This is a genomic window from Mesorhizobium sp. GbtcB19 (assembly GCF_019091085.1).
In the GTDB taxonomy this organism is placed as follows: Bacteria; Pseudomonadota; Alphaproteobacteria; order Rhizobiales; family Rhizobiaceae; genus Mesorhizobium.
Window position 1 is genome coordinate 85,281 of record NZ_JAGXJY010000005.1, and the last position, 22,179, is coordinate 107,459.

Consider the following 22,179-nt stretch of genomic DNA (forward strand, 5'->3'; position numbering starts at 1 on the left):
ATCGGCGGCTTTTCGGGAATCTGAAAGATCGCGACGCGCTTTAGCCGCCGCTTCAGGCGTCGCCCTTCACCACCCCGACAAAAGGCAGCTCGCGGAATGCGTGGGCGACGTCCATGCCATAGCCGACGACGAAATAATCCGGACAGTCGAAGCCGACATAGTCGGCGTTGAGCGAAGTCTGGCGGCGCATGCGCTTGTCGAGCAGCACCGCGATGGCGCAGCTCTTGGCGCCGCGCGAAAGCATCAGATCGCGGGTAAAGGAAAGCGTCTTGCCGGATTCCAGTATGTCGTCGATCAACAGCACGTCGCGGCCGGCGACCTCATTGTCGATGTCGCGCAGCACCCTGACTTCGCCACTGGTGGTGCCGGCGCCGTAGCTGGAGATGAAGATGAACTCGACCTCCGGCGACAGGCCGACATCGTGCATGGCACGGATGAGATCGGCGGCGAAGACGAACGAGCCCTTGAGGATCGAGATCACCAGCAGGTCGTGGTAGTCGCGCCCGGCGATTTCCTTGGCGAGCTCGAGATTGCGGCGCGCGATCGCCGACGCCGAAAACAGGACCTCGATGTCCTTGCCGCGCACAACTGGCATTTTTTACCCTTCAAAATCAGCTGCAACGCCGGAAGGTTGAGGTGTGTTGAGATTCAGGTCAGGCCGAGTCGAGAACGATCGTTTCCGAGAACCGGAGCGGAGCGTACTTTAAGTACGTGAGCACCGAAGCGCAGGAAGCAGTCGTTCGCAGGCCGGCCTCACCTGAATATCGACACACCTAGCCGGCGAAGATTACGGAGACGGTCCTGACGCCGTTTCTAGGCACATCGAGGCGGCTCGAAAAGCCGAATCTTTCGCCGGGCGCCAGCGAGCGGTTGGATGTCCCCAGCCTGTAGCGGATGACGTTGCTGTCATTGTCGGTGACGCGGATTTCGAGCGGCGGCAGCGCCTGCGACCTCATCCCGTCATTGGCTGCCTCGCCGTCGACGAACAGAACCGGCTTCAGGCCTGACGTGTCGATGCGCGACGTCACGCCGGAAATGGTGAGTGCGCTCGCAGGCTCAGCGTTCACCCGGAACGGGCCCTGCCCGACCAGCGCATGACCTCCCGACACCCAGAAGGAGGCCAGCGCTATGCCGACGCCGGCGATCCAGAACATCGGGCCGCCCCGCGAGGGCCGCGACGGGGCTGCCTCCGGTTTGCGCAGCATGCCCATGCCTTCGATCGATGGAGTCGATGGCGTCGAAGGCATCTGCGGCGGGGGCGTCGTCGGCTCCGGATGCGCGGCAAAACGCGGCAGCACCACATAGTCGGCATCGACGATGTCGGCCGCATCGAACACGACACGCTCCGGCGCGGCATTCGTTGCCGTGCCGGTCATGATTTCGCCGGAAACAGGGCGCGCGGTTCTCTCGTCAGCCATTACGGCACCAGTGGAGTCTTCGTTTCTTTTGCGTAAACGCAATTGGTTAACGCTTCCCCACCGGAATGGCCCTGACGAGCGCTGATCGTTGAAAAATTAACTGCCGGTTAACCATGCCGGCCGATGGTCTGTTAGTGTAGATTGTGGCGCGTCGCCGCCGAAAGTTTCAGGTCGCCGAACGTGATCCGCTTCGAAAATGTCGGCCTCCGCTATGGCATGGGTCCGGAAATCCTCCGCGACATCTCCCTGCACATTCCGGAGCGCTCCTTTCAATTCCTGAGCGGCCCCTCGGGCGCCGGCAAGACGACCTTGCTGCGCCTGTTGTTCATGTCGCTGAAACCGACGCGCGGCCTGATCACCATCTTCGGCAAGGACCGCTCGCGCATTTCGCGCGGCGAATTGCCGCTCATGCGCCGCCGCATCGGCGTGGTGTTCCAGGATTTCCGCCTGCTCGACCACATGACGACCTACGAGAATGTCGCGCTGCCCTTGCGCGTGCGCGGGCGCGAGGAGGCAAGCTACCGGACCGATGTCACCGAGCTTCTGAAATGGGTCGGCCTCGGCGACCGCATGCATGTGCTGCCGCCGGTGCTGTCGGGCGGCGAAAAGCAGCGCGCCGCGATCGCGCGTGCCTTGATCGAACAGCCGGAGATTCTTTTGGCCGACGAGCCGACCGGCAATGTCGATCCGCCGCTGGCGCGGCGGCTGCTCAGATTGTTCATCGAGCTCAACCGGCTGGGCACCGCCGTGGTGATCGCCACCCACGACCTTGGCCTGATGGAGCAGGTCGACGCGCGTCGCATGATTCTGGCCGGCGGAAGGTTGGACGTCTATGACTGACCTTCCGGCCGATCACCTCCAGGAGGAAGCCGACGCCGAGGCGCCGGTGACGGTCCGGCGTGTCCAGCGCAAAACGGCGCCGATCGTGCCGGCGCAGAACATCGCCGGCCGGGCGCTGGTGCTGGTCATTGCCATCATGACCTTCCTGTCCTGCCTCACCTTCGGCGCGGTCACGCTGGTGCGCGATACCGCCTCGGTCTGGGAAAACCAGATCTCGCGCGAGGCGACGATCCAGATCAAGCCGGCCGACGGCCTCGACATGGAGGCGGCGCTTGCGCAGGCCTCGCAGATCGCCAGCGGGTTCCCTGGTGTGAAGGGCACCAAGATCATCGATCGCGATGCGACCGCGCGGCTTCTGGAACCATGGCTGGGCAGCGGCCTCAACATCGACGAGCTGCCGGTGCCGCGCCTCATCATCGTCACCATCGACGAGGCCAGCCCGCCCGACTTTGCCGCCATACGCGCCGCGATCACGCCCAAGATTCCGACCGCCGCGCTCGACGATCACCGCACCTGGGTCGACCGCCTGGTCGCCATGGCGCACACGACGGTGACGATCGGCATCGCCGTTCTGGTGCTGATGCTGTCGGCAACCGTGCTGACCGTGGTCTTCGCCACGCGCGGCGCCATGGCCGGCAACGGCCATATCATCGAGGTGCTGCATTTCGTCGGTGCCGAGGCACGCTTCATCGCGCGCGAATTCCGCTGGCATTTCCTGGTCACCGGCATGAAGGGCGCCGCCGCCGGCGGCGCGCTTGCGATCGCCGTCTTCATCATCTTTTCCTGGTGGTCGTCGCGCAACATGGCCACACCCGAGGCCGACCAGGCGACCGCGTTGTTCGGCAATTTCGCCATCGGTTCCGCCGGCTATCTCGGCGTCGGCCTGATGGTGCTGGTGATCGGCGCGCTGACCGCCGCGACCTCGCATGTGACCGTCGTTACCTATCTCAGCGACATCGACGTTCGCCAGCCGGATGCGGGCTGACCCATGAGCTCCAACCGAAACGCGGCGCAAGGCGTTATATACAAACCGGACAACGATCACGGGTCGGGCAAATGCCGTAACGCAAAGTGCGCCCGTCTTACCTATCAAAGGCCGCATTTCGGAGTTAACCATGGGATGTTTTCAGGATTAACCTGGGGATGATGGACGTGCGGGAGCAGACCGGGACGGCTGGGCGGATGCCAGTGGCGCTTGCGCACGCCGCTTCGCCCGCCAGGCCTGGTCGCCTGAGGCTGGCGCTTCGCGTCTGCGGTTTCGTCGTTCTTGCCGTCCTGGTGCTCTTTGCCGGCGGCTTCGGCTGGTTCGCCGACAAGGTCAGCCATATGACGACCCCAACCAATCCGGCCAAGGCCGATGCCATCATCGTGCTCACCGGCGGGCAGTCGCGGCTCGACGCGGCGATGGACTTGCTTGCCTCAGGCAAAGGCGAACGGCTGCTGATCAGCGGCGTCCATCCCTCGGCCACCAAACGCCAGTTGCAGGCGGCAATGGGCGGCGACAAGCAGCTTTTCTCCTGCTGCGTCGACATCGACCGCGCCGCGCTCGACACCATCGGCAATGCCGAGGAAAGCGCCAAATGGGTGGAGAACCACGCCTATGGCAGCATCATCATCGTGACCAACAATTACCACATGCCGCGCAGCCTGCTCGAGATGGGCCGGCTGCTGCATGGCGCGCACCTCGAGCCCTATCCGGTGGTCAACACCAATCTCGGCAATGGCAACTGGCTGACCAAGCCGGAGGCGCTGCGCGTGCTGCTGACCGAATACAGCAAATATGTGCTGTCGCTGGCGCGCGGCTTCCTGCCGCTTCGCACGACGCCCGAGGGCATGACGCTGGCACAAGCCTCTTCGGTATCTAAAAACTAGAGCAATTCCAGGAAAAGTGTGAGCGGTTTTCCGTCCGGAATTGCGTCAAAACAAAGAGATAGAGCGGTTCGCCGTTTCCCTGAAACGGCGAAACGCTCTAAGCTTCGCTCGGCGCGCTGTTGCGCAGGCGCGCGATCTCCTGCTCCAGACCGGCGATGCGCCGGTCGCGCTCGGCAAGGGCCGCGGCGACATCCGCCGCCTCGAAACGCTGCGGAATATGCTGCGGACAATTGGCATCCCAGGCCGAGACCGTGAACAGGATTACCTGTTCCGGTCGCGCCTTGTAATCCGCCGGCATCAGCTTCGCCGTCAGCTCGGAATCGTCCTCGACGACACGCGCTTTGCCCCAGATCTTGATGCGCTGCCGCAGCATGTAATCGATCAGGAACAGGAAGGCCTGGTCGTTGTCCTCGAGATTGCCCTGGGTGATGAACTGCCGGTTGCCGGAGAAATCGGCAAAGCCGATCGTGTGCTCATCGAGCACCTTGAGGAAGCCGGCAGGCCCGCCGCGATGCTGGATATAGGGTTGGCCTTCGGCATTGGCCGTCGCCAGGAACACGCTGGTCTGCGCCTCGATGAAGGCGGCGAGGTCCTGCGTGATCGTTGCCCGCCAGCCGCCGCGCTGCTCGACACGCGCATAGGAGTCGCGCGATCCCTTGCGGGATTGGATGGCCTTGACGGTCGGCGTGAAGGCAACGTCGCTGGTGAAGGCATTCATGGCAATGTTCTCCAACCGAGGTCCGAAACCTGACGACGTCAGGCGGCCTGACGGGATTGCACGACCGGGAAGTCGACCTCCGTATCGGCAACCTTGTTGATGTAGTTTGTCCAGACGTTGAGAGCGACATGCTGGACGATCTCTACGATCTGCGCGTCGTCGTAGCCGGCTTGCCTCACCGCTTCGAGGTCGGCGTCACCCACATTGCCACGCTCCCGTGCGATCTTGGCTGCAAAGCGGACAGCAGCCGCGGCCTTGCTGTCGCCGGAACTCCCTTCCCGGTTGGCAACCATCTCCGCGTCGTCCAAATGGGCTAGGTTCTTACCGAGATAAGTGTGGGCCGAAAGGCAGTAGCTGCATTCATTGATCTCTGCGACAGCCAGTGCGATGCGCTCTCGCGTTGGCGCCGGCAGCCGGCCTTTGGACAGCGCCGCTGACATACCAAGATAACCTTCCAATGCCGACGGACTATTGGAGACCATCCTAAACAGATTTGGCACGACACCGAGCTGTTTCTCGACCGCCTTGAGCATAGGCTGCGAGGCGTCGGGCGCGGTAAGGATGGTCTCGGGCGTACGGATACGAGGCATGTCAACTCCTGTCAGATCGGTGATGGCAGTCAAAATGCATTCTTCCAAATTGAGCCGGTAGATGGCAGATTGGCAAGGGATCTTTCCAAAAGGTGGAAGAGTGGACCGCCTCGACGCCATGTCCCTATTCGTCGCCACGGTGGAGGCCGGCAGCCTTTCCGCTGCCGCGCGGCGCGTAGGCGTGCCGCTGGCGACCGTCAGCCGCAAGCTCTCCGAACTGGAGAAGCATTTGAAGACGCGCCTGCTCAACCGCTCGACGCGCCGCCTGACGCTGACCGATGCCGGCCAGTCCTATCTGGCCGCCTGCCGCCGCATCCTCGACGAGGTGGGCGAAGCCGAGCGCACCGCGGCCGGCGAATATTCGAGCCCGACCGGCGAGCTGGTCATCGCGGCGCCGGTTGTCTTCGGCCGGCTGCATGTGCTGCCCGTGATCACCGACTTTCTCGCCGTCTATCCGCAGGTGGATATCCGCCTGACCTTGTCGGACCGGATCACCCAACTGATCGAGGAGCATATCGATCTTGCCCTGCGCATCGGCGAGTTGCCGGATTCGGCCATGGTCGCGATCCGCGTCGGCTCGATCCGCCGGATCGTCTGCGCCAGCCCCGCTTATCTTGCAAAACACGGCACGCCGGAGAAACCGCCGGAGCTTGCCGGCCACAGCTGCATCACCTTCGAAGGTCTCGCCGCGCCCGCGACATGGAGTTTCGGAACGGGTAAGGCAGAGGCGGTTGTGCCGGTCCGCTCGCGCCTCCAGGTCAACACCGCCGAGGCGGCGATCGATGCCGCGATCGCCGGGCTCGGCCTGACGAAAGTGCTTTCGTACCAGGCCGATGCCGCCGTGCGCGCCGGTGCGCTACGGGTGGTGCTGGAGCCGTTCGAACCGCCGCCCTGGCCGGTCAGCCTCGTTCATGCCGGCCAGGGCCGGCTGCCGGTAAAACTGCGCGCCTTCCTCGATTTCGCCGCGCCGCGCCTCAAGGAGCGGCTGGCGCGGTCGTTGTAAGCAATTCCAGGAAAAGTGCATCGCGGTTAGGTTCGGCGACTTCGCCGTAACTCTCCGTCCGGAACTGCGGCCAAACAAGAGTGGTCAGAGCGTTCGACCGCGGCGCCGTTTCCTTTTTGCCGCCGCTTGGTGTAACCAACGCACTCTTCCTTATCGGGCCCCTTGCATGCTCATCATCCGCTCGCTGGCGTTCAACCTCGTCTTCTATCTCAGCCTGATCGTCCAGATGATTTTCTGGACGCCCTTCTATTTCCTGTCGCCGCGCCACCGCGCCTGGTTCGTGCCGAAATTCTGGTCGCGCACCTCGATGTGGCTCTATGACAAGATCGCCTCGACGAAGAGCGAGATCACCGGTGTCGAGAACCTGCCGGAAGGGTCCTTCATCCTGGCGCCGAAGCATCAATCCTTCTGGGATGCGATCGCCTTCTTCCCCTATCTCGACGATGCGCTCTACATCCTGAAGCGCGAGCTGACCTGGATCCCCTTCTTCGGCTGGTACATCATGAAAATGCGCATGATCCCAGTCGACCGCGGCAGCCGCTCCAAGGCGCTGAAGGCGGTGGTCACCGCGACCAGGCAGGAGATGGACCGCAATCCGCGCCAGCTCATCATCTATCCCGAAGGCACGCGCCGCGCGCCGGGCGCCGAGCCGTCCTACAAATACGGCATCGTCGAGATCTATTCGCAACTGGGCGTGCCCGTGGTGCCGGTCGCCCATGTCGCCGGGCTCTACTGGCCGCGCCGCAAATTCCTGCGCTATCCCGGCACCATCAAGGCCCGCTTCCTACCGCCGATCCCGCCCGGTCTCGGCAAGGACGAATTCATGCAGCGCCTGATCGGCGACACCGAAGCCGCCTGCGACCAGATGCTCATCGAAGCAGCGCAGGCGCCGAACCCGCCGCCCATGCCGCCGACGGCGGTGAAGCGGCTGGCCGACCTCGGCGTTACGGCAAAGAGTTGATTTTGTTTTTACGCAATTCCGGACGGAAAACCGCTACACACTTTTCCTGGAATTGCTTTAGGGCAGCGCCGCCCAGGCGGTCGTCAGCACCAGCGTCACGGCAAACACCAGGTTGATGATCCGCGACGCCAGCGGATGGCGCAGGAAGCGCGCGAAAGCCGTTCCGGCGAGCAACCAGACGACATGGATGGCGACGATCATCGCGGCAAGCACCAAGAGTTTGGTGAAAGCGCCCAGTGCATCGGCTTGCGACGCGGCACCCGCGAAGACCGCGGCGATCGCCACATAGGCTTTCGGATTGGCGACCGCGAGCATGAAGCCGCCGAGAAAATTGGGCTTCGTCGCCATGCTTGCGCCCTCGGCCAATGGCGGCGCGGTTGCAATCTTGAAAGCCAGATAAAGGATGTAGGCGGCCGAAAGGACCGCCAGCACCATGGCCAACCCGGGTATCGAAGCGAGCATGCCGGTAATCCCGGCGGCTACGACCAGGAGCACGGCGATCGTTCCAAGCACAAGCCCTGACGCGTAACCCAGCGAGGAACGCAGGCCGAACGCCGCTCCGACGGCGGTGACACTGACGGTCGATGGCCCCGGGCTGCCCATGACGACGGTTGCCGCCAGAACCAGCGCCAGCAATTGCTGCCAGGGCTGCGTTTCAACCGCAACGCTTGCCATGCAAAATCCTCCTACCCTGACGCGGGAAGATTTATGCTGGATTTGGCCGGCTGGTCTTGAACGATCGTGCACGCCTACTGCGTTAAGGCGTGTTGAGATTCGGGTCAGGCCGAGTCGAAAATTGTGGCTTCCGAGAACCGGAGCGGAGCGTACTTGAGTACGTGAGCACCGGAAGCGCAGGAAGCCGGCATTTGCAGACCGGCCTCACCCGAAGATCAATACGCCTTAGGCGCTGGCGCGGTCGAGCGCCCCGATATCATCGGCCGAAAGCTTCAGCGACGCTGCGCGGATCAGGCTGTCCATCTGGGCCGGCGTCGTGGCGCTGGCGATCGGTGCGGTGACGCCCGGCCGCGCGATGATCCAGGCCAGCGCCACTTCCGCCTGCTTGGCCGAATGGCGCTCGGCCAGTGCGTCGAGCGCGGACAGGATGCGCATGCCGCGCTCGTTGAGATACTCGGCCACGTCCTCGCCGCGCTCGCTTTGGCCGAGATCGGCTTTGCTGCGATACTTGCCGCTCAGAAAACCCTTGGCGAGGCTGAAATAGGTGATGACGCCGAGATCTTCTGCCTTGCAGAGGTCGAGCAGCGGTCCGTCGAGCGAGGAACGATCGTACAAATTGTATTCAGGCTGCAGAACCTCGTAACGCGGCAGGCTGCGCAGGCTGGCGACGTCGAGCGCGGCGCGTAACTGGCCGGCATCGAGATTGGAGCAGCCCGGATAGCGGATCTTGCCCTTTTCGAGCAGGCGCTGATAGGCGCCGAGCGTTTCCTCGTAAGGCGTGGCCGGATCCGGCCAATGCGACAGATAGAGGTCGATGACGTCGACCTGCAGCCGCTTCAGTGAAGCGTCGACCGCCTTTTCGATATAGGCGGCGGAGAGGTCCTTCTTGCCCTGGCCCATGTCGGAACCGACCTTGGTGATGATCACGACCTTGTCGCGATTGCCGCGGCTCTTCATCCAGTTGCCGATGATGGTTTCCGATTCCCCGCCCTTGTTGCCGGGCACCCAGCGCGAATAGGCGTCGGCTGTATCGATGGCGTTCAGGCCTGCCCCGACGAACCGGTCGAGCAGATCGAAGGAGGTTTTCTCGTCGGCGGTCCAGCCGAAGACGTTGCCGCCCAGAACCAGAGGCGCGATGGAAAGGTCGGTGCGACCGAGACGGCGTTTCTGCAAGACTGATCTCCGTGATGCTGGAACGGGCCTGATGCCCTAGGAAGGGTTGCCGCTAAGCTAGGTCGAGCCCGGCTGAGGTCAAAGGCATGGTTTTGCTTTTTGATCGGACCAGAGCAATTCCAGCAAAAGTGCGTCGCGGTTTTGCGTCCGGAATTGCGTAAACAAAAAGCCCCTCACGAAGGCGAGACCCGGCGGCCCACCTCCTCCAGCCAGTGATCGCGGATGCCGAGCGCCTCGAGATGCTCGAGCGTGCTCAGCACGTAATCCTCGTTCCGGCCTGACTGGCCGACGGCGCCGCGAACGATCTTTGCGGCATGATCGGCATTGAGCCCGCCGGCATATTGCTCATGCTGCCGGTCGACGATGTAGGCGACCGCCTCGACCGGGTCGCCGCGATCCAGCCGGATATCGAGCATGCGCTCGAGATAGACGCTGGTCACCAGCTCGCGCTCGCGCAGGTAGGAAAGCACCTCGTCGCGCAAATTGCCCGGGACACGATACGCCAGGCCGATGCAGGAGCCGCCCCGGTCGAGGCCGAGCACGAGGCCAGGCCGTTCGCGCGTGCCGCGATGCACGAAGGAATAGACGCAAAGCGAGCGCCTGTATCCGTAAAGCCGGGCGCGGCGCGTCTCGACATGGGCAAATCCGGGTCGCCAGATCAGCGACCCATAGCCAAAAACCCAAAAATCGCCCATATCGCCAAGCCTGATCGCATTCGAGTGAACGACACCGCACCGCCAAGGTGCTTCCCCCGCTTGTTTGCGTGAGAGTGAATGCCTGCACGCCGGGGTTAACGAGAGCCGCAGCATGACGTCAAGTGACGAGCGACCGCCCAGACTTCGCCGCCGGCTGTTGTGGCTTGCCGCATTTCTTATCGTGCTGTTCGCCGTCTACAGCGGCGGCTGGTTCTATCTCGCCGACAGGCTCAAGACCGAGGCCGACCAGGCGGTGGCGCGACTGGGCAGCAAGGGCATCGCCGCCGGCTGCGCCAACCTCACCGTCAGCGGCTATCCGACGAGCTTCACGGTCTCCTGCGACAACATCGCCTATGAGGACGACGTCCGCAAAGTCGCCGCCTCCACCGGCAGCTTGAATGCCGTCGCCGGGATCACCGCGCCTCTGTCGCCTGTCGCCGACCTGCGCGGGCCGCTGAGGACGATGGCGCCCGGCATGCCGCCGCTCTGGATCGACTGGGACCAGTTGCAGGCGAAGGTCAAAGTGTCCTGGCCGCTGCCGAGGAGCGTTTCGCTGCAGGCCGAAGGGCTCAACGGTCAGACCGATCCGCAGGATGACACCGATCCGATGCAGTTGTTCAGCGCCGGCAAGGCGGCCGGCCAGTTGCAGCCGGTCGGCCAGGACATCAACTATGTCGGCAGCTTCGGCGATCTGGAGATCAACGCGGACGCAATCGACGGACGCGTGCTGCCGGCGCTGGACGGCAGCGGCGACGTGACGCTGAAAAACGGCGTGGCGCTGGTCGCCGCACCCCCGAAGAGCCTGCGCGGTCAGTCGATCGACATCGCCAAGCTCGACCTGTCGTCCGGCACGGCGCGCATTACCGTGTCCGGACCGGTGTCGGTCGACGCGGAAGGGCTGGTCGACGGGGATCTGATGATCAAGCTCAAGGATCCGAAAGCGGTGGCTTCTATCCTTGCCGGCGCGGTTCCGGAGCATAAAAGCGAAATCGAGCAGGGCTTTGCCGCCCTGTCGATGCTTGGAAAGGAACCGTCGATGCCGCTGAAGATCGTCAAGGGCAAGGCCTCGCTGGGTTTCATCCCGCTCGGCAAGATCAAGCCGTTGGAATAACGCGGCGATGGCGAAGCCGGTCAGACTGCTCAGCGTCGGCGCCTTCACCCTCGACACCATCCTTCGCGTCGAGACGCTGCCCACGCACCAAGGCAAGTTCATCGCCAGCGACGGCGTCCAGATCGCCTCCGGCATGGCAACGAGCGCCGCCTGCGCCGCGCATCGCCTCGGCGCCGAAGTCTCGCTGTGGGCAAGCGCCGGCGACGATGTCGTCGGCGACCAGCTCATCGCCGACATCGAGGCCGAAGGCATCGACTGCAGCCTGATCCGCCGCGTCGCCGGTGCGCGATCGGCCTTGGCCGCCATCCTGATCGACGCGCATGGCGAGCGCGTCATCGTGCCGTTCTACGACAAGAAGGCGCAGGCCGATCCCGAGGCGCTGCCGCTCGCCGATCTTTCCGGCTTTGATGCCGTGCTGGTGGACGTTCGCTGGCCAGGCGCCGCGGCGCTCGCTTTGAGCGCGGCGAGGTCGATCGGCCGTCCGGCGATCCTGGATGCCGACACAGCACCCGTCGAGGTGCTGGAGCGGCTGCTGCCCTTGGCCTCGCACATCATTGCGTCGGAGCCAGCGGCGCGCATCGTCTGCGGCCACGCGCTCGATCCGGAAAGCGCCTGCGCCGACCTCGCCTCGCGCACCGATGCCTTTGTCGCGGTGACCGGCGGCGCGGCCGGCACGTGGTGGCACGACCGGGCAACGGGGCGCGTGCGCCATGTCGAGGCGCCGAAGGTCAAGGCTGTCGATACGCTCGCCGCCGGCGACGTCTTCCACGGCGCCTTCGCCGTCGGCTTGGCCGAGGCCGTGCCGATGGAAGAGGCCCTGCGCTTTGCCAGCGCCGCCGCCGCGCTCAAATGCATGCGCTTCGGCGGCCGCCTCGGCGCGCCGGACCGGGCCGAAACGCTGGCCATGATGGCGGCGCACTGGCCGCCATCGGAACAAGGCTAGCGCGCAAGATTACCTCGCTTGTTTCCGCGAAATCGCCACAAAAGCTGGGGATTGGCCGAAGCCGCTCAGCCTCGTCATTCCAGGGCGGAGCAGCCGCGAAGCGGCGTCGCGGAGACCCTGGAATCCATTCCGTGACCTGAGCCGTGGAATGCGGCGGAGCAGAATTCTGCACCGCGGCATTGCTCGGAAGTCACGGAATGGATCCTCGGGTCTGCGCGCGTCGCTTCGCTCCTTGCTCCGCCCGTGGATGACGATCGCGATGGGTGTTTCGGCCAATCTCCAGCAGACTAGGGCTTGGCCGGGTGTTCGACCGCCTGCCGGCCAAAATCCGGCACGTCGATGTCCTGGCCGGCCTCGATGATCGAGCGGCGGATGGCGCGGGTGCGGGTGAAGAGGTCGAACAGCTTCTCGCCATCGCCCCAGCGGATCGCGCGCTGCAGCGAGGCGAGATCCTCAGAGAACCGCGCCAGCATCTCCAGGATCGCGTCCTTGTTATGCAGGCACACGTCCCGCCACATGGTCGGGTCGGAGGCGGCGAGACGCGTGAAGTCGCGGAAGCCGGAAGCGGAATATTTGATGACTTCGCTCTTGGTCACCGCTTCCAGATCGTCCGCCGTGCCGACGATGTTGTAGGCGATGATATGCGGCAGATGCGAAACGATCGCGAGCGTCATGTCGTGATGCTGCGGGTCCATCGTGTCGATGTTGGAGCCGCAGCGCCGCCAGAATTCCGAAAGCGTCTCGAGTGCGGCGGCATCGGTGCCCGGCAGCGGCGTGAAGATGCACCAGCGGTTCTCGAAGAGATCGGCAAAGCCCGCGTCAGGGCCGGACTTTTCCGTGCCCGCCAGCGGATGTCCGGGGATGAAGTGGACGCCTGCCGGCACATACGGCTCAATCTGCGCGATGACGGAGGCCTTGGTCGAGCCGACATCGGTGAGGATGGCGCCCTTCTTCAGCGCCGGCGCGATCTCGGCGGCGACCTCGCCGGACGAGCCGACCGGCACCGAGACGATGACGAGACCCGCATCGCGCACGGCTTCGCTGGCATCCGTCGTGTAGGAATCGCCGAGGCCCAGCTCCTCGGCGCGCTTGAGTGTGGAGGCGCTGCGCGTCGCGATGGCGATATGGCGCGCCAAACCTTCGCGGCGGATGACGCGGGCAAGCGACGAGCCGATCAGGCCGATGCCGACCAGCGCTATTTTCTCGAACATCGGTGATGTCATAGTGTTCTAGCTTTTCAGGAAGGTCTTCAGCGCATCGACGACGCCGCGATTGGCCTCTTCGGTGCCGATGCTCATGCGCAGCGCATTGGGGAAGCCGTAGCCGGTGACGCGGCGCAGGATATAGCCGCGCTGGCTGAGGAAATCGTCCGCGGCCGCCGCCGAGTGCTTCTTGTCGTCTGGGAAATGGATCAAAAGGAAATTGCCGACGCTGGGCGTCACGCGCAGCCCGAGCCCGATCATCTGCTCGCTGAGCCAGCCCAGCCATTTCTCGTTGTGCTGCACGCTGCGCTCGACATGGGCACGGTCGCGGATCGAGGCGATACCGGCCTCGATCGCCGTGGCATTGACGTTGAACGGACCGCGTACCCTGTTGATGGCATCGACGATATGGGCCGGCCCGTACATCCAGCCGACGCGGGCACCGCCAAGGCCGAGCTTGGAGAAGGTGCGGGTCATCACCACGTTCTCGGCGCTGCCGGCAAGCTCGATGCCGGCTTCATAGTCGTTGCGCCGCACATATTCGGCGTAAGCCGCATCGAGCACCAGAAGCACGTTCTTCGGCAGGCCGGCATGCAGGCGGCGCACCTCGCTGAACGGCAGGTAGGTGCCGGTCGGATTGTTGGGGTTGGCGAGGAAGACGATGCGTGTCGCCGGCGTCACGGCCGCCAGCATCGCGTCGACATCGGCGCGTTCGTCGGTTTCCTTGACCGCAACCGGCTTGGCGCCGGCCGCCTGGACGTAGATCTTGTAGACCATGAAGGCGTGCTCGGTGAACACCGCCTCGTCGCCCGGCGCGAGATAGGTCTGCGCCAGCAGCCCCAGTATCTCGTCGGAACCGTTGGAGCAGATGATGTTGGCCGGGTTCAGCCCATGCACCTCGGCGATCGCCTCGCGCAGCCGACGGGCGGTCCCGTCAGGGTAGACGTCGAGCTTTCCCGCCACTTCGCGCGCGGCTTCGATCGCCTTCGGCGAGGGCCCGAGCGGATTTTCGTTCGACGACAGTTTGTAGACCTTCGTCACGCCGGCGGGCGCGGTGCTTTTTCCCGGCACATAGGCCTCGATGTCCATGATGCCCGCGCGGGGCGTCGGACGGGGCTGATCCTGCTTCATGTCACAAATCCGTCGAGAAAGCCTTCAAGGCCGCAGCGGAAATACAAGCCGCGGGCTGGAATGTCGAGTGCCGGCGCCTGGCATCCTGCGTCCGGCCGCAAGGAGGCTACCCGTTGACGAACGGTGGCGGTGGTCCTAGAAGAACTGCCAGACTTCCGTGGTGATTTGGCCGGTCGGCTTGCAGCCACGTTAAACAACTCGCTAAAGGGCCGTTTGCAACCTGTAACCGGCTTTGCGACGGCAAGCCGGTTTTTTGTTGTCCGCAGCCGGCCGGACACCGCATCGGGACGAGACCGATGCGGGACAGGATGAGGACGGACATGGCCGCTCAGCGCGCTGCAAGAACCAAGGACGAGGTCGACCATCCGTCGAGCCCGGTGCTGCAGTTCGGCCCCGACAAGCCGCTGAAGCTCGACGCCGGCTCACTGCTCTCGCCGTTCCAGATCGCCTACCAGACCTACGGCACGCTCAACGACGCGCGCTCCAACGCCATTCTCGTCTGCCACGCGCTGACCGGAGACCAGCATGTCGCCAATACCAATCCGGTGACCGGCAAGCCCGGCTGGTGGGAAGTGCTGATCGGCCCCGGCAAGATCATCGACACCAACCGCTTTTTCGTCATCTGCTCCAACGTCGTCGGCGGCTGCCTCGGCTCGACCGGCCCGGCCTCGACCAATCCGGCGACTGGCAGGCCGTACGGGCTCGACCTGCCGATCATCACCATCCGCGACATGGTGCGCGCGCAGGCGATGCTGATCGACCATTTGGGCATCGAAAAGCTGTTTTGCGTGCTTGGCGGCTCGATGGGCGGCATGCAGGTGCTGGAATGGGCGGCCAGCCATTCGGAGCGCGTCTTCTGCGCCCTGCCGATCGCCACCGGCGCCCGCCATTCCTCGCAGAACATCGCCTTCCACGAGGTCGGGCGGCAGGCCGTCATGGCCGATCCGGAATGGCATGGCGGCAAATATCTCGACTTCGGCAAACGCCCGGAAAAAGGGCTCGCCGTCGCGCGCATGGCCGCCCACATCACCTATCTTTCGGAAGCGGCGCTCCATCGCAAGTTCGGCCGCAATCTGCAGGACCGCGAGGCGCTGACCTTCGGCTTCGATGCCGATTTCCAGATCGAAAGCTATCTGCGCCACCAGGGCATGACCTTCGTCGACCGCTTCGACGCCAATTCCTACCTCTATCTGACCCGCGCGATGGACTATTTCGACCTGGCCGCCGATCACGGCGGACGCCTCGCCGACGCCTTCGCCGGCACCAGGACGCGCTTCTGCCTGGTTTCCTTCACCAGCGACTGGCTGTTCCCGACCGGGGAGAGCCGCTCGATCGTGCATGCCTTGAACGCGGCCGGCGCTTCCGTCTCCTTCGTCGAGATCGAGACCGATCGCGGCCACGACGCCTTCCTGCTCGATGAGCCGGAATTGTTCGCGGCGATCAACGGCTTCATCGCTTCCGCCGCCCGCGCCAGGGGGCTCGGCCTATGAGCGTCAATCGCGCCCAGCGTGTCGACCTCGACGTCGTCACCGATCTTATCCCGGCGAATTCGCGCGTCCTCGATGTCGGCTCGGGCGACGGCGTGCTCCTGGAACTTTTGCAGGAGACCAAGCAGGTCGACGGCCGCGGGCTGGAACTGTCGCAGCGCGGCGTCAACGAATGCGTGGCGCGTGGTCTTTCGGTCATCCAGGGCGATGCCGACACGGATCTGAAATTCTACGCCGACAAGGGCTTCGACTTCGTCGTGCTGTCGCAGACGCTGCAGGCGACACGCAACCCGAAGGTCGTGCTCGACGAGCTGCTTCGGATCGGTAACCGCGCCATCGTCTCCTTCCCCAATTTCGGCCATTGGCGGGTGCGCTTTTCGCTGCTGATCAAGGGCAGGATGCCGGTCACCAAGGACCTGCCCTATTCCTGGTACGACACGCCCAACATCCACTTCTGCACCATCCGCGACTTCGTCAACCTATGCGAGGAACTCGGCGCGACGGTGGAGAAGGCGACCGCGCTCGACGCCAACGGCCAGAAGATCGGCCTGTCGATGCCCTGGTGGTTCTGGAACTTTTTCGGCCAGCAGGCGGTGTTTTTGTTGAAACGGGCCTGAACCCAACGGAGCATACTCGACCAGCGTGTGGTTCTCGCCCTTGGCCCTGGCCAGCGGACCGCTCGGCAAAAGCAAAGCCGATTGTGTTGCCATCAAACCGCAATGTTGCGGAAAAGCCGCCAGCCCGGTCATTTCTCGGTGAGCGCGGCGTGACAGAAACGTGGCTTTTTTGTAGCGTCGTCCGCAAATCATAGGCGGGATACGACCATAGCCATCAGCCCCATCAGACAAACGCCAGAACCGACCGGTAGCGGCAGCCCGGTGTCGCGCGAAGACGCACCGCTGATCACGGTGATCACGCCGACGCACAACCGGCGCAGCCAGGTCGTGCGCGCGGTGGAAAGCGTTCTGGCGCAGACTCTTACCCGCTTCGAGCACATCGTGGTCGACGACGGCTCGACGGACGGGACGGCCGCCGCGCTTGCCGAAATCCGCGACCCAAGGTTGATCTATGTCGGCGCCAAATGGCGCGGCGCCAATGCCGCGCGCAATGCGGGTATAGAGCGCGCGCGGGCGCCGGTGGTGACTTTCCTCGATTCGGACGATGTCTATCTGCCCGACCGGCTGGAGCGGACGCTGGCGCGCTTCGACCAAAATCCCTCGCTCGAAGTCCTCATCAGCTCCTTCCTGTCGCTGAAGGGCAGCCGCAGCACCAAATGCATCAACCGCGAGGCCTTTCTCGACAAAAGCACGCTGCAGCGCGCTTTGGTCTCGCAGACAATCTTCATTGCCGGTTCGGCGATCACCGCACGGCACGAGTCGCTGCTTGCGATCGGCGGCTATGACAGCGACATCACGCGCATGCAGGATCGCGAGCTTCTGCTGCGCTTCGCCCGCCGCGGCGGCGCCCAGCTATCCGAAGACATCGACTGGAAGAAGTACAATTCGGAGAATTCGATCTCCGGCCGCCGCGACGGTTATGTCGCGGCCTATGCCAATCTGATCGACAAGCACCCCTATATCGCCGACCGTTATCCCGACGTTCCGCCCTATATGATCGCTCGCCAGATCATCGCCGATACCTTGAAGGGCCGGCTTCAGCAGGCTTTTTCCGGCTATCTCGCCAACCGCTCATCCAAGGCGCTCGGTTATTCGCTGCCGCAGCTGCTGCGCGGCTATGTCGTCGGCCGGCGCTGGCGCCGCGACTGCTATGACGAGTTCCGCGCCAAATACGGCGCCCGCGCGGTCTGAGACGGACTGCTACCTGTCGAGCTCCGGAAAATAAGGATCGGAAAACCGCTGCCGAAGGCGTTCGCCCAGCAGACAATCAACAGGCGCCGCATCCTGGACGAGGACGGATCCGGCGTCGGTGAGGCCGCTCACCTCCTGGATCAGCTTGCGGCGGATGGCGATCGAGAATTCGGACGCTGCGTAGATCGGCAGCACGAAGGAGCCGGGTCCTCCGGTCACGCAGTCGGCATAGTAGCGGTCGAGACGGCTGACGCTCGGCGACGGGCTGATGAGAATCGGCAGGCCGTTGATGACGATACCCTTGGCGACGGCGGCATCGCGGATTGCGGCGACCGGCGGCCCGATATTGTTCGGTCCGTCGCCCGATATGTCGATGACGCGGCGCGGCGACGAAAAGCCGGTTCTCTCCAGGAGCCGGGCGCCGAAGCCGAGGGCGCCCGAAATCGAGGTGCCGCGGAAGCTCCGGAACGGCCGCGCTTCTATTCTGTCGGCGAAAGCGTTGGCGCTATCCTCGCCGTCGATGATCTGCCAGGCGATGACGCCGTCGTCGCGCACGACGCCCGCCCATTCGAAATAGGCGAGCGCAATGCGGCCGTTTCGACCCGAGCGCACGGCGTCGATGAAGTCGGGATGGCGCAGTGCTTCGACATAGCCGGCGCGCTGCAGGGCGAACTCGTTCTCGTCCATCGACTGCGAGATGTCGACGGCAAGCACGAGTTCGACATCCACCGGCACGCTGTCGGACGGTGTGGGCAACGGCGCCGCCTCGGCGCAGGCAAGGCAGGCAAACAGGCCGAACATCGCAAGCATGGCAGCCTCGAACGGACTTGCGAATCTTCCCGGCGATCGCGGCGAAAATAAAGCTATTTCTTCTTTCGACGGGCTGTGACGGGTGGCGGCTCGATCGCCCCGGCGCGGAGACGGGCGGGCTTCAACGCCGGCGCTCCGGTATCCTTCACGATACTCAGCGCGCGCGGGAAGAACTGGGTGTTGTGCAGGCCGCGTCCGATGTTGAGGATGGCGGTTCCCGGCAGGCGCTTTTCCATCATCGCCAGCACCCGCCGCAGCGACGGGCCGTCGAACGCATCCAGGGCTTCGTCGATGATCACCCATTTCGGCTTGCGCAAGGCGAGCCTGGCAAAGGCCAGCGCCCGCTGTTCGTCATCGCTGAGCTCGCGTTCCCACCGCCCGGGATGGTCGACAGCGGCTGACAGCCGCTCGAGGCCAACCTCGGCCAGCGCCGCCGCGATTTCGGCGTCGCTGGCCGGAGCCTCCCCGTTCGGATGATCGAGAACCTCGCGCAGCGTGCCGGCCGGGAAATACGGCACACGGGGCACGAAGATCGGGGCCTCGCCGGCCGGCAGGCCGATCCGGCCGCTCCCCCATGGCCACAGGCCGGCAATGGCGCGGAAGAACAATGTCTTGCCGGCGCCCGGCTCGCCGGTGATCATGACACGCTCGCCGGCATGGATTTCGACCTCCGCCTCGGCAAGCTTGGTGCAGCCTTCCGGGGAGGACACCTGAAGCTTGTCGAAGGTCAGGCGGCCATTGGCGTTTTCGCCGAACTGAATGCGTTTTTCGGTTCCATGCAGCGCGTCGGTTTCGGTAAGCGCGATGCGGAAGTCCGCCACGCGCATCAGCGTGGCGCGCCAGTCGGCGATGCTGCCGATGTTGTTGATGAACCAGCGCAGCGACGAATGGACCTGGTTGAAGGCGCCCACCGCCATCATCAGCCCGCCGAAGCTGATGTCGCCGGAAAAGTAGACCGGCGAAGCCACCAGGATGGGCGCCACGACCGTTATCCAGCCATAGGTGTCGGTCACCCAGGACAGGTTGATCTGCGCGGTAAAGATGCGCCGCATGGCGACCAGCACCGTGCCGAGGTCAAGCTCGAGCCGGCGCCGGGCGTCGGGCTCGCCGTGGTAGAGCGCGATCGCGTCGACATTCTCGTTGACCCGCACCATCGAGGAGCGCAGCTCGGCCTCGCGGGTGTAGCGTTCGCTGTTGAGGTTGATCAACGGGCGCCCGACCAGCCAGCTCAGCCACGAGGCTATGCCGGCATAGAGGAACGCGGCCCAGACCATGTAGCCCGGTATCGCCAGCGAATAGCCGCCGATGTGGAACACGAAGCCCGAGGACAATTCCCACAGCACGCCGATGAAGGAGACCAGCAGGATGAAGGACTGCAGCAGGCCGACGCCGAGATCCGTCGACAGGTCCGACAAATGGGCGGCATCCTGCTGCATGCGCTGGTCGGGATTGACCCCGATGGCGCCGGCATTGGCCAGCCGAAAGGCGCGCGCCGGACGCATCCATTGATCGATCAGGTCCAGCGTCAGCGCCTCGCGCAACCGCAAACGGATCATCTGGTTGAGCCAGGTCTGGCCGATATTGAGCACCAGAAGCCCACCGGCGATCATCGCAAAGACGACAAGCTGGTGCAGGAAGTCCGCCATGTCGCGCCGCGCCAGCGCATCGTAGAAAGGCTGGTTCCAGCGGTTGAGCAGAACCTGTCCGATCGAGGTGCCGACGATGACCGCGACGATCCCGATCGAGACCCAGGCAAGCTGCCGGCGCACCGGCGAGGACTTCAGCCCTTGCCTGATGGTCGCCACCTGGTCGGCGAGGCTGCTTGCCTCGACCGTGACCGCGGCCTTTTGCGGGGCCGGCTTCTTATCGATCTCGTCGTCCATAAAGGATATTCCTGATTTCCGCGGCGGTCACGAGTGCCGCGCTGAGCGGGCACGCCTCAGATAGGGTGACGATCGCCGCGCGATGCAAGGCGCGGCCACGATCACGAACGCGTCACTTGGCCGGGCGCGGCGTCGACCGCCGGCCAAGCCGTGTCGCGCCCTGCGGCGAGAAGACCGGCACGAAGACGCGGCGCGAGGCGCGCTGCGCGACGGGCACGCCCTGGTAGAGCCTTTTTTGCGCCTCGACGACGATGACGCCGGAAAAGATCGGCCAGAACCGCCGGCCGGCCCGCTCCAGCACATTATGGAACCGCATCATGAAACGTCGCGGCGACGGCGGGAAGAACAGCGCATCGCCCCATGTCGCCGGGGTGAAATTCGCCTCGCGCAGCAATTCGGTCAACTGGCCGCGCGAGAACGGCCGGCCGCTGCCGAAAGGCGTGTGCTCGAAGCGCGCCCAGACGCCGCGCCGGTTGGGCACGACGATCACGACGCGACCGGCCGGCGACAGCACGCGCCAGATCTCGTTCAGCGTCTCGCGCGGGTTTTCGGCATGTTCGAGCGAATGCACCAGGAGCATGCGGTCGATGCAGGAATCGACCAGCGGCAATTCCTCGTCGAAGACCAGCGCCGTCGCCGTCGGTCCCGACGCCGGCCACACGACAGCGCCTTGCGTTGCCGGCATGAAGGCGAAGACGCGCTCGGCATCGGCGCCGAAGCGTTCCAGCCAAGGCAGAGTGTAGCCGAGACCGATCAGCCGCTCGTTTGGCACGGCTGCCCAAATCGACGACAGCGCCATGGTGATCGAACGCTCTGCCAGACGTCCGAGCGTGGTCGAGTAGAAGGAGCGCAGGTCGACGATATCCGAATGCATGCGCGGGACGGTAGCTGCGAAGGGGCCCAAGTTCAACAAAGGCCGATGACATCGGCGCTCAAGCGCCCTATGTCTGCGGCGACTCCTGCATCGGCCCGAAATCGGTTTCGATTTCGGAAAGCACGATGCAGCAGATAAAAGGTTTTAGAGCGTCCTTTGTGCGTCCGACTGGACGCACGGCGCTCTGATGGAGAGATGCCGATGCCGGTCGAAATCGAGCAGTTCATGTGCCGCACCGACAATTTCGGCGTGCTGGTTCACGACCCCAAAAGCGGTGAGACGGCGATCATCGACGCGCCGGAAGAGGCGCCGATCCTGGCGGCGATCAAGCGCACCGGCTGGACGCCGACGCTGATCCTCACCACGCACCATCACGCCGATCATGTCGAAGCCAATCTGGCGCTGAAGGAACGCTTCAAGCTGCGCATCGTCGGCCCGGAGGCCGAGAAGGCCAAGATACCCGGCATCGACGAAACGGTGAAACAGGGCTCTGTCGTGCGCCTTGGCGAGGAACGGATCGAGGTCATCGAGACGCCCGGCCATACCGCCGGCCATGTCTCCTACCATCTGCCGGCCTCGAAGGTGGCCTTCACAGCCGACACGCTTTTTGCGCTGGGTTGTGGCCGCCTGTTCGAAGGCAAGCCGCCGGTGATGTATGAATCGCTGAAGAAGCTGGCGGCGCTGCCGGCCGAAACCGTCATCTATTGCGGTCACGAATACACTTTGGCCAATGCGCGCTTCGCGGTGACGGTGGACCCGAGCAATCCGGCCCTGAAGCAGCGCGCGGCAAGGATCGAGGCGCTGCGCGCCGACAACAAGCCGACGCTGCCGACGACCCTCGGCGAGGAATTGTCGACCAACCCGTTCCTGCGCTGGCACGACCCGGCGATCCGCAAGCATCTCGGCATGGAGAAAGCCTCGGACGCCGAGGTGTTCGCCGAGATCCGCAAGCGCAAGGATAATTTCTAACTCCCCGCATTTACGA

Annotated in this window: 23 protein-coding genes and 1 riboswitch; of the genes, 11 read left to right on the forward strand and 12 right to left on the reverse strand. The window is 64.3% G+C overall.

Going from position 1 to position 22,179, the window contains the following annotated elements:
* Nucleotides 1–52: 52 nt before the first annotated feature.
* Nucleotides 53–595 carry a hypoxanthine phosphoribosyltransferase gene (gene hpt / locus KVT37_RS11315; RefSeq protein ID WP_027167478.1) on the reverse strand — a complete coding sequence of 181 codons (543 nt, stop codon included), beginning with the start codon at nucleotides 593–595 and terminating at the stop codon, nucleotides 53–55.
* Between the two features lie 178 nt (nucleotides 596–773).
* A complete protein-coding gene (locus KVT37_RS11320; RefSeq protein WP_217572761.1) occupies nucleotides 774–1,418 on the reverse strand; it encodes a hypothetical protein in 645 nt (214 codons plus the stop codon).
* 180 nt (nucleotides 1,419–1,598) lie between these two features.
* Between KVT37_RS11320 and ftsE the strand changes: the two genes are divergently transcribed.
* From ftsE to KVT37_RS11335, 3 genes are all read left to right on the forward strand, one after another.
* Entirely contained in the window at nucleotides 1,599–2,258 is a 660-nt protein-coding gene (gene ftsE, locus KVT37_RS11325) for a cell division ATP-binding protein FtsE (RefSeq protein ID WP_217572763.1), read from the forward strand.
* Entirely contained in the window at nucleotides 2,251–3,243 is a 993-nt protein-coding gene (locus KVT37_RS11330; protein ID WP_217572765.1) for an ABC transporter permease, read from the forward strand. Before ftsE ends, KVT37_RS11330 begins: the two co-directional genes overlap by 8 nt.
* Nucleotides 3,244–3,401: 158 nt before the next feature.
* Nucleotides 3,402–4,130, forward strand: a complete 729-nt coding sequence (locus KVT37_RS11335) for a YdcF family protein (RefSeq protein WP_217572767.1) — start codon at nucleotides 3,402–3,404, stop codon at nucleotides 4,128–4,130.
* A gap of 97 nt (nucleotides 4,131–4,227) precedes the next feature.
* On the opposite strand, the gene KVT37_RS11340 is transcribed toward KVT37_RS11335, so the two are convergent.
* Both KVT37_RS11340 and KVT37_RS11345 read right to left on the reverse strand, forming a co-directional pair.
* Nucleotides 4,228–4,854, reverse strand: a complete 627-nt coding sequence (locus tag KVT37_RS11340) for a pyridoxamine 5'-phosphate oxidase family protein (RefSeq protein WP_217573274.1) — start codon at nucleotides 4,852–4,854, stop codon at nucleotides 4,228–4,230.
* Between the two features lie 32 nt (nucleotides 4,855–4,886).
* The gene (locus KVT37_RS11345) at nucleotides 4,887–5,438 is read right to left on the reverse strand and encodes a carboxymuconolactone decarboxylase family protein (RefSeq protein ID WP_217573276.1); all 552 of its coding nucleotides are present in this window, start codon (nucleotides 5,436–5,438) and stop codon (nucleotides 4,887–4,889) included.
* A 100-nt stretch (nucleotides 5,439–5,538) separates the two neighbouring features.
* Here KVT37_RS11345 and KVT37_RS11350 point away from each other — a divergent pair, with 100 nt between their 5' ends.
* Together KVT37_RS11350 and KVT37_RS11355 are read left to right on the forward strand one after the other, a co-directional pair.
* Nucleotides 5,539–6,441 carry a LysR family transcriptional regulator gene (locus tag KVT37_RS11350; RefSeq protein ID WP_217572769.1) on the forward strand — a complete coding sequence of 301 codons (903 nt, stop codon included), beginning with the start codon at nucleotides 5,539–5,541 and terminating at the stop codon, nucleotides 6,439–6,441.
* 166 nt (nucleotides 6,442–6,607) lie between these two features.
* Nucleotides 6,608–7,402: a 1-acyl-sn-glycerol-3-phosphate acyltransferase gene (locus tag KVT37_RS11355; protein WP_217572771.1), complete on the forward strand. Its 795-nt coding sequence runs from the start codon at nucleotides 6,608–6,610 to the stop codon at nucleotides 7,400–7,402.
* A gap of 57 nt (nucleotides 7,403–7,459) precedes the next feature.
* Here the strand turns inward: KVT37_RS11355 and KVT37_RS11360 are convergent, their stop codons facing one another.
* The 3 genes from KVT37_RS11360 to KVT37_RS11370 all read right to left on the reverse strand — a co-directional run bounded on the left by KVT37_RS11360 (nucleotide 7,460) and on the right by KVT37_RS11370 (nucleotide 9,945).
* The gene (locus tag KVT37_RS11360; RefSeq protein ID WP_217572773.1) at nucleotides 7,460–8,077 is read right to left on the reverse strand and encodes a LysE family translocator; all 618 of its coding nucleotides are present in this window, start codon (nucleotides 8,075–8,077) and stop codon (nucleotides 7,460–7,462) included.
* 225 nt (nucleotides 8,078–8,302) lie between these two features.
* Nucleotides 8,303–9,250, reverse strand: coding sequence for an aldo/keto reductase (locus KVT37_RS11365; RefSeq protein ID WP_217572775.1), 948 nt, complete (start codon nucleotides 9,248–9,250; stop codon nucleotides 8,303–8,305).
* A 173-nt stretch (nucleotides 9,251–9,423) separates the two neighbouring features.
* On the reverse strand, nucleotides 9,424–9,945 hold the full coding sequence (locus KVT37_RS11370; RefSeq protein WP_217572778.1) for a gamma-glutamylcyclotransferase: 522 nt from the start codon (nucleotides 9,943–9,945) through the stop codon (nucleotides 9,424–9,426).
* A gap of 112 nt (nucleotides 9,946–10,057) precedes the next feature.
* Between KVT37_RS11370 and KVT37_RS11375 the strand changes: the two genes are divergently transcribed.
* Together KVT37_RS11375 and KVT37_RS11380 are read left to right on the forward strand one after the other, a co-directional pair.
* The gene (locus KVT37_RS11375; protein WP_217572781.1) at nucleotides 10,058–11,056 is read left to right on the forward strand and encodes a DUF2125 domain-containing protein; all 999 of its coding nucleotides are present in this window, start codon (nucleotides 10,058–10,060) and stop codon (nucleotides 11,054–11,056) included.
* A 7-nt stretch (nucleotides 11,057–11,063) separates the two neighbouring features.
* The gene (locus tag KVT37_RS11380; RefSeq protein ID WP_217572783.1) at nucleotides 11,064–11,999 is read left to right on the forward strand and encodes a sugar kinase; all 936 of its coding nucleotides are present in this window, start codon (nucleotides 11,064–11,066) and stop codon (nucleotides 11,997–11,999) included.
* 287 nt (nucleotides 12,000–12,286) lie between these two features.
* On the opposite strand, the gene KVT37_RS11385 is transcribed toward KVT37_RS11380, so the two are convergent.
* Nucleotides 12,287–13,222, reverse strand: coding sequence for a prephenate/arogenate dehydrogenase family protein (locus tag KVT37_RS11385; protein WP_217572785.1), 936 nt, complete (start codon nucleotides 13,220–13,222; stop codon nucleotides 12,287–12,289).
* A 6-nt stretch (nucleotides 13,223–13,228) separates the two neighbouring features.
* Nucleotides 13,229–14,332: a histidinol-phosphate transaminase gene (gene hisC, locus KVT37_RS11390; RefSeq protein ID WP_217572787.1), complete on the reverse strand. Its 1,104-nt coding sequence runs from the start codon at nucleotides 14,330–14,332 to the stop codon at nucleotides 13,229–13,231.
* Between the two features lie 147 nt (nucleotides 14,333–14,479).
* A riboswitch (SAM riboswitch) is annotated at nucleotides 14,480–14,557 on the forward strand.
* Nucleotides 14,558–14,652: 95 nt separating this feature from the next.
* Between hisC and KVT37_RS11395 the strand changes: the two genes are divergently transcribed.
* From KVT37_RS11395 to KVT37_RS11405, 3 genes are all read left to right on the forward strand, one after another.
* Nucleotides 14,653–15,822, forward strand: coding sequence for a homoserine O-acetyltransferase (locus tag KVT37_RS11395; RefSeq protein WP_217572789.1), 1,170 nt, complete (start codon nucleotides 14,653–14,655; stop codon nucleotides 15,820–15,822).
* A complete protein-coding gene (gene metW / locus KVT37_RS11400; protein ID WP_135871003.1) occupies nucleotides 15,819–16,436 on the forward strand; it encodes a methionine biosynthesis protein MetW in 618 nt (205 codons plus the stop codon). Before KVT37_RS11395 ends, metW begins: the two co-directional genes overlap by 4 nt.
* A gap of 261 nt (nucleotides 16,437–16,697) precedes the next feature.
* Complete coding sequence (locus KVT37_RS11405) at nucleotides 16,698–17,627, forward strand: glycosyltransferase family 2 protein (RefSeq protein WP_217572790.1); 930 nt, start codon at nucleotides 16,698–16,700, stop codon at nucleotides 17,625–17,627.
* A gap of 9 nt (nucleotides 17,628–17,636) precedes the next feature.
* Here KVT37_RS11405 and KVT37_RS11410 read toward each other — a convergent pair whose 3' ends face one another.
* From KVT37_RS11410 to KVT37_RS11420, 3 genes are all read right to left on the reverse strand, one after another.
* On the reverse strand, nucleotides 17,637–18,437 hold the full coding sequence (locus KVT37_RS11410; protein WP_217572792.1) for a DUF1194 domain-containing protein: 801 nt from the start codon (nucleotides 18,435–18,437) through the stop codon (nucleotides 17,637–17,639).
* Nucleotides 18,438–18,490: 53 nt separating this feature from the next.
* Nucleotides 18,491–20,320: an ABC transporter ATP-binding protein/permease gene (locus KVT37_RS11415; protein ID WP_217572794.1), complete on the reverse strand. Its 1,830-nt coding sequence runs from the start codon at nucleotides 20,318–20,320 to the stop codon at nucleotides 18,491–18,493.
* Nucleotides 20,321–20,432: 112 nt separating this feature from the next.
* Nucleotides 20,433–21,194 carry a class I SAM-dependent methyltransferase gene (locus KVT37_RS11420; RefSeq protein WP_217572796.1) on the reverse strand — a complete coding sequence of 254 codons (762 nt, stop codon included), beginning with the start codon at nucleotides 21,192–21,194 and terminating at the stop codon, nucleotides 20,433–20,435.
* A 201-nt stretch (nucleotides 21,195–21,395) separates the two neighbouring features.
* Between KVT37_RS11420 and gloB the strand changes: the two genes are divergently transcribed.
* Nucleotides 21,396–22,163 carry a hydroxyacylglutathione hydrolase gene (gloB, locus tag KVT37_RS11425; RefSeq protein ID WP_217572798.1) on the forward strand — a complete coding sequence of 256 codons (768 nt, stop codon included), beginning with the start codon at nucleotides 21,396–21,398 and terminating at the stop codon, nucleotides 22,161–22,163.
* The last annotated feature ends 16 nt before the right edge of the window (nucleotides 22,164–22,179 follow it).

Bases quoted from the DNA above. Each gene is read 5' to 3' on its own strand.
- hpt (WP_027167478.1), bottom strand. From the start codon at position 595: ATGCCAGTTGTGCGCGGCAAGGACATCGAGGTCCTGTTTTCGGCGTCG.
- KVT37_RS11320 (WP_217572761.1), bottom strand. From the start codon at position 1,418: ATGGCTGACGAGAGAACCGCGCGCCCTGTTTCCGGCGAAATCATGACC.
- KVT37_RS11330 (WP_217572765.1), top strand. From the start codon at position 2,251: ATGACTGACCTTCCGGCCGATCACCTCCAGGAGGAAGCCGACGCCGAG.
- KVT37_RS11335 (WP_217572767.1), top strand. From the start codon at position 3,402: ATGATGGACGTGCGGGAGCAGACCGGGACGGCTGGGCGGATGCCAGTG.
- KVT37_RS11345 (WP_217573276.1), bottom strand. From the start codon at position 5,438: ATGCCTCGTATCCGTACGCCCGAGACCATCCTTACCGCGCCCGACGCC.
- KVT37_RS11355 (WP_217572771.1), top strand. From the start codon at position 6,608: ATGCTCATCATCCGCTCGCTGGCGTTCAACCTCGTCTTCTATCTCAGC.
- KVT37_RS11360 (WP_217572773.1), bottom strand. From the start codon at position 8,077: ATGGCAAGCGTTGCGGTTGAAACGCAGCCCTGGCAGCAATTGCTGGCG.
- KVT37_RS11370 (WP_217572778.1), bottom strand. From the start codon at position 9,945: ATGGGCGATTTTTGGGTTTTTGGCTATGGGTCGCTGATCTGGCGACCC.
- KVT37_RS11375 (WP_217572781.1), top strand. From the start codon at position 10,058: ATGACGTCAAGTGACGAGCGACCGCCCAGACTTCGCCGCCGGCTGTTG.
- KVT37_RS11380 (WP_217572783.1), top strand. From the start codon at position 11,064: ATGGCGAAGCCGGTCAGACTGCTCAGCGTCGGCGCCTTCACCCTCGAC.
- KVT37_RS11385 (WP_217572785.1), bottom strand. From the start codon at position 13,222: ATGACATCACCGATGTTCGAGAAAATAGCGCTGGTCGGCATCGGCCTG.
- hisC (WP_217572787.1), bottom strand. From the start codon at position 14,332: ATGAAGCAGGATCAGCCCCGTCCGACGCCCCGCGCGGGCATCATGGAC.
- KVT37_RS11395 (WP_217572789.1), top strand. From the start codon at position 14,653: ATGGCCGCTCAGCGCGCTGCAAGAACCAAGGACGAGGTCGACCATCCG.
- metW (WP_135871003.1), top strand. From the start codon at position 15,819: ATGAGCGTCAATCGCGCCCAGCGTGTCGACCTCGACGTCGTCACCGAT.
- KVT37_RS11410 (WP_217572792.1), bottom strand. From the start codon at position 18,437: ATGCTTGCGATGTTCGGCCTGTTTGCCTGCCTTGCCTGCGCCGAGGCG.
- KVT37_RS11415 (WP_217572794.1), bottom strand. From the start codon at position 20,320: ATGGACGACGAGATCGATAAGAAGCCGGCCCCGCAAAAGGCCGCGGTC.
- KVT37_RS11420 (WP_217572796.1), bottom strand. From the start codon at position 21,194: ATGCATTCGGATATCGTCGACCTGCGCTCCTTCTACTCGACCACGCTC.
- gloB (WP_217572798.1), top strand. From the start codon at position 21,396: ATGCCGGTCGAAATCGAGCAGTTCATGTGCCGCACCGACAATTTCGGC.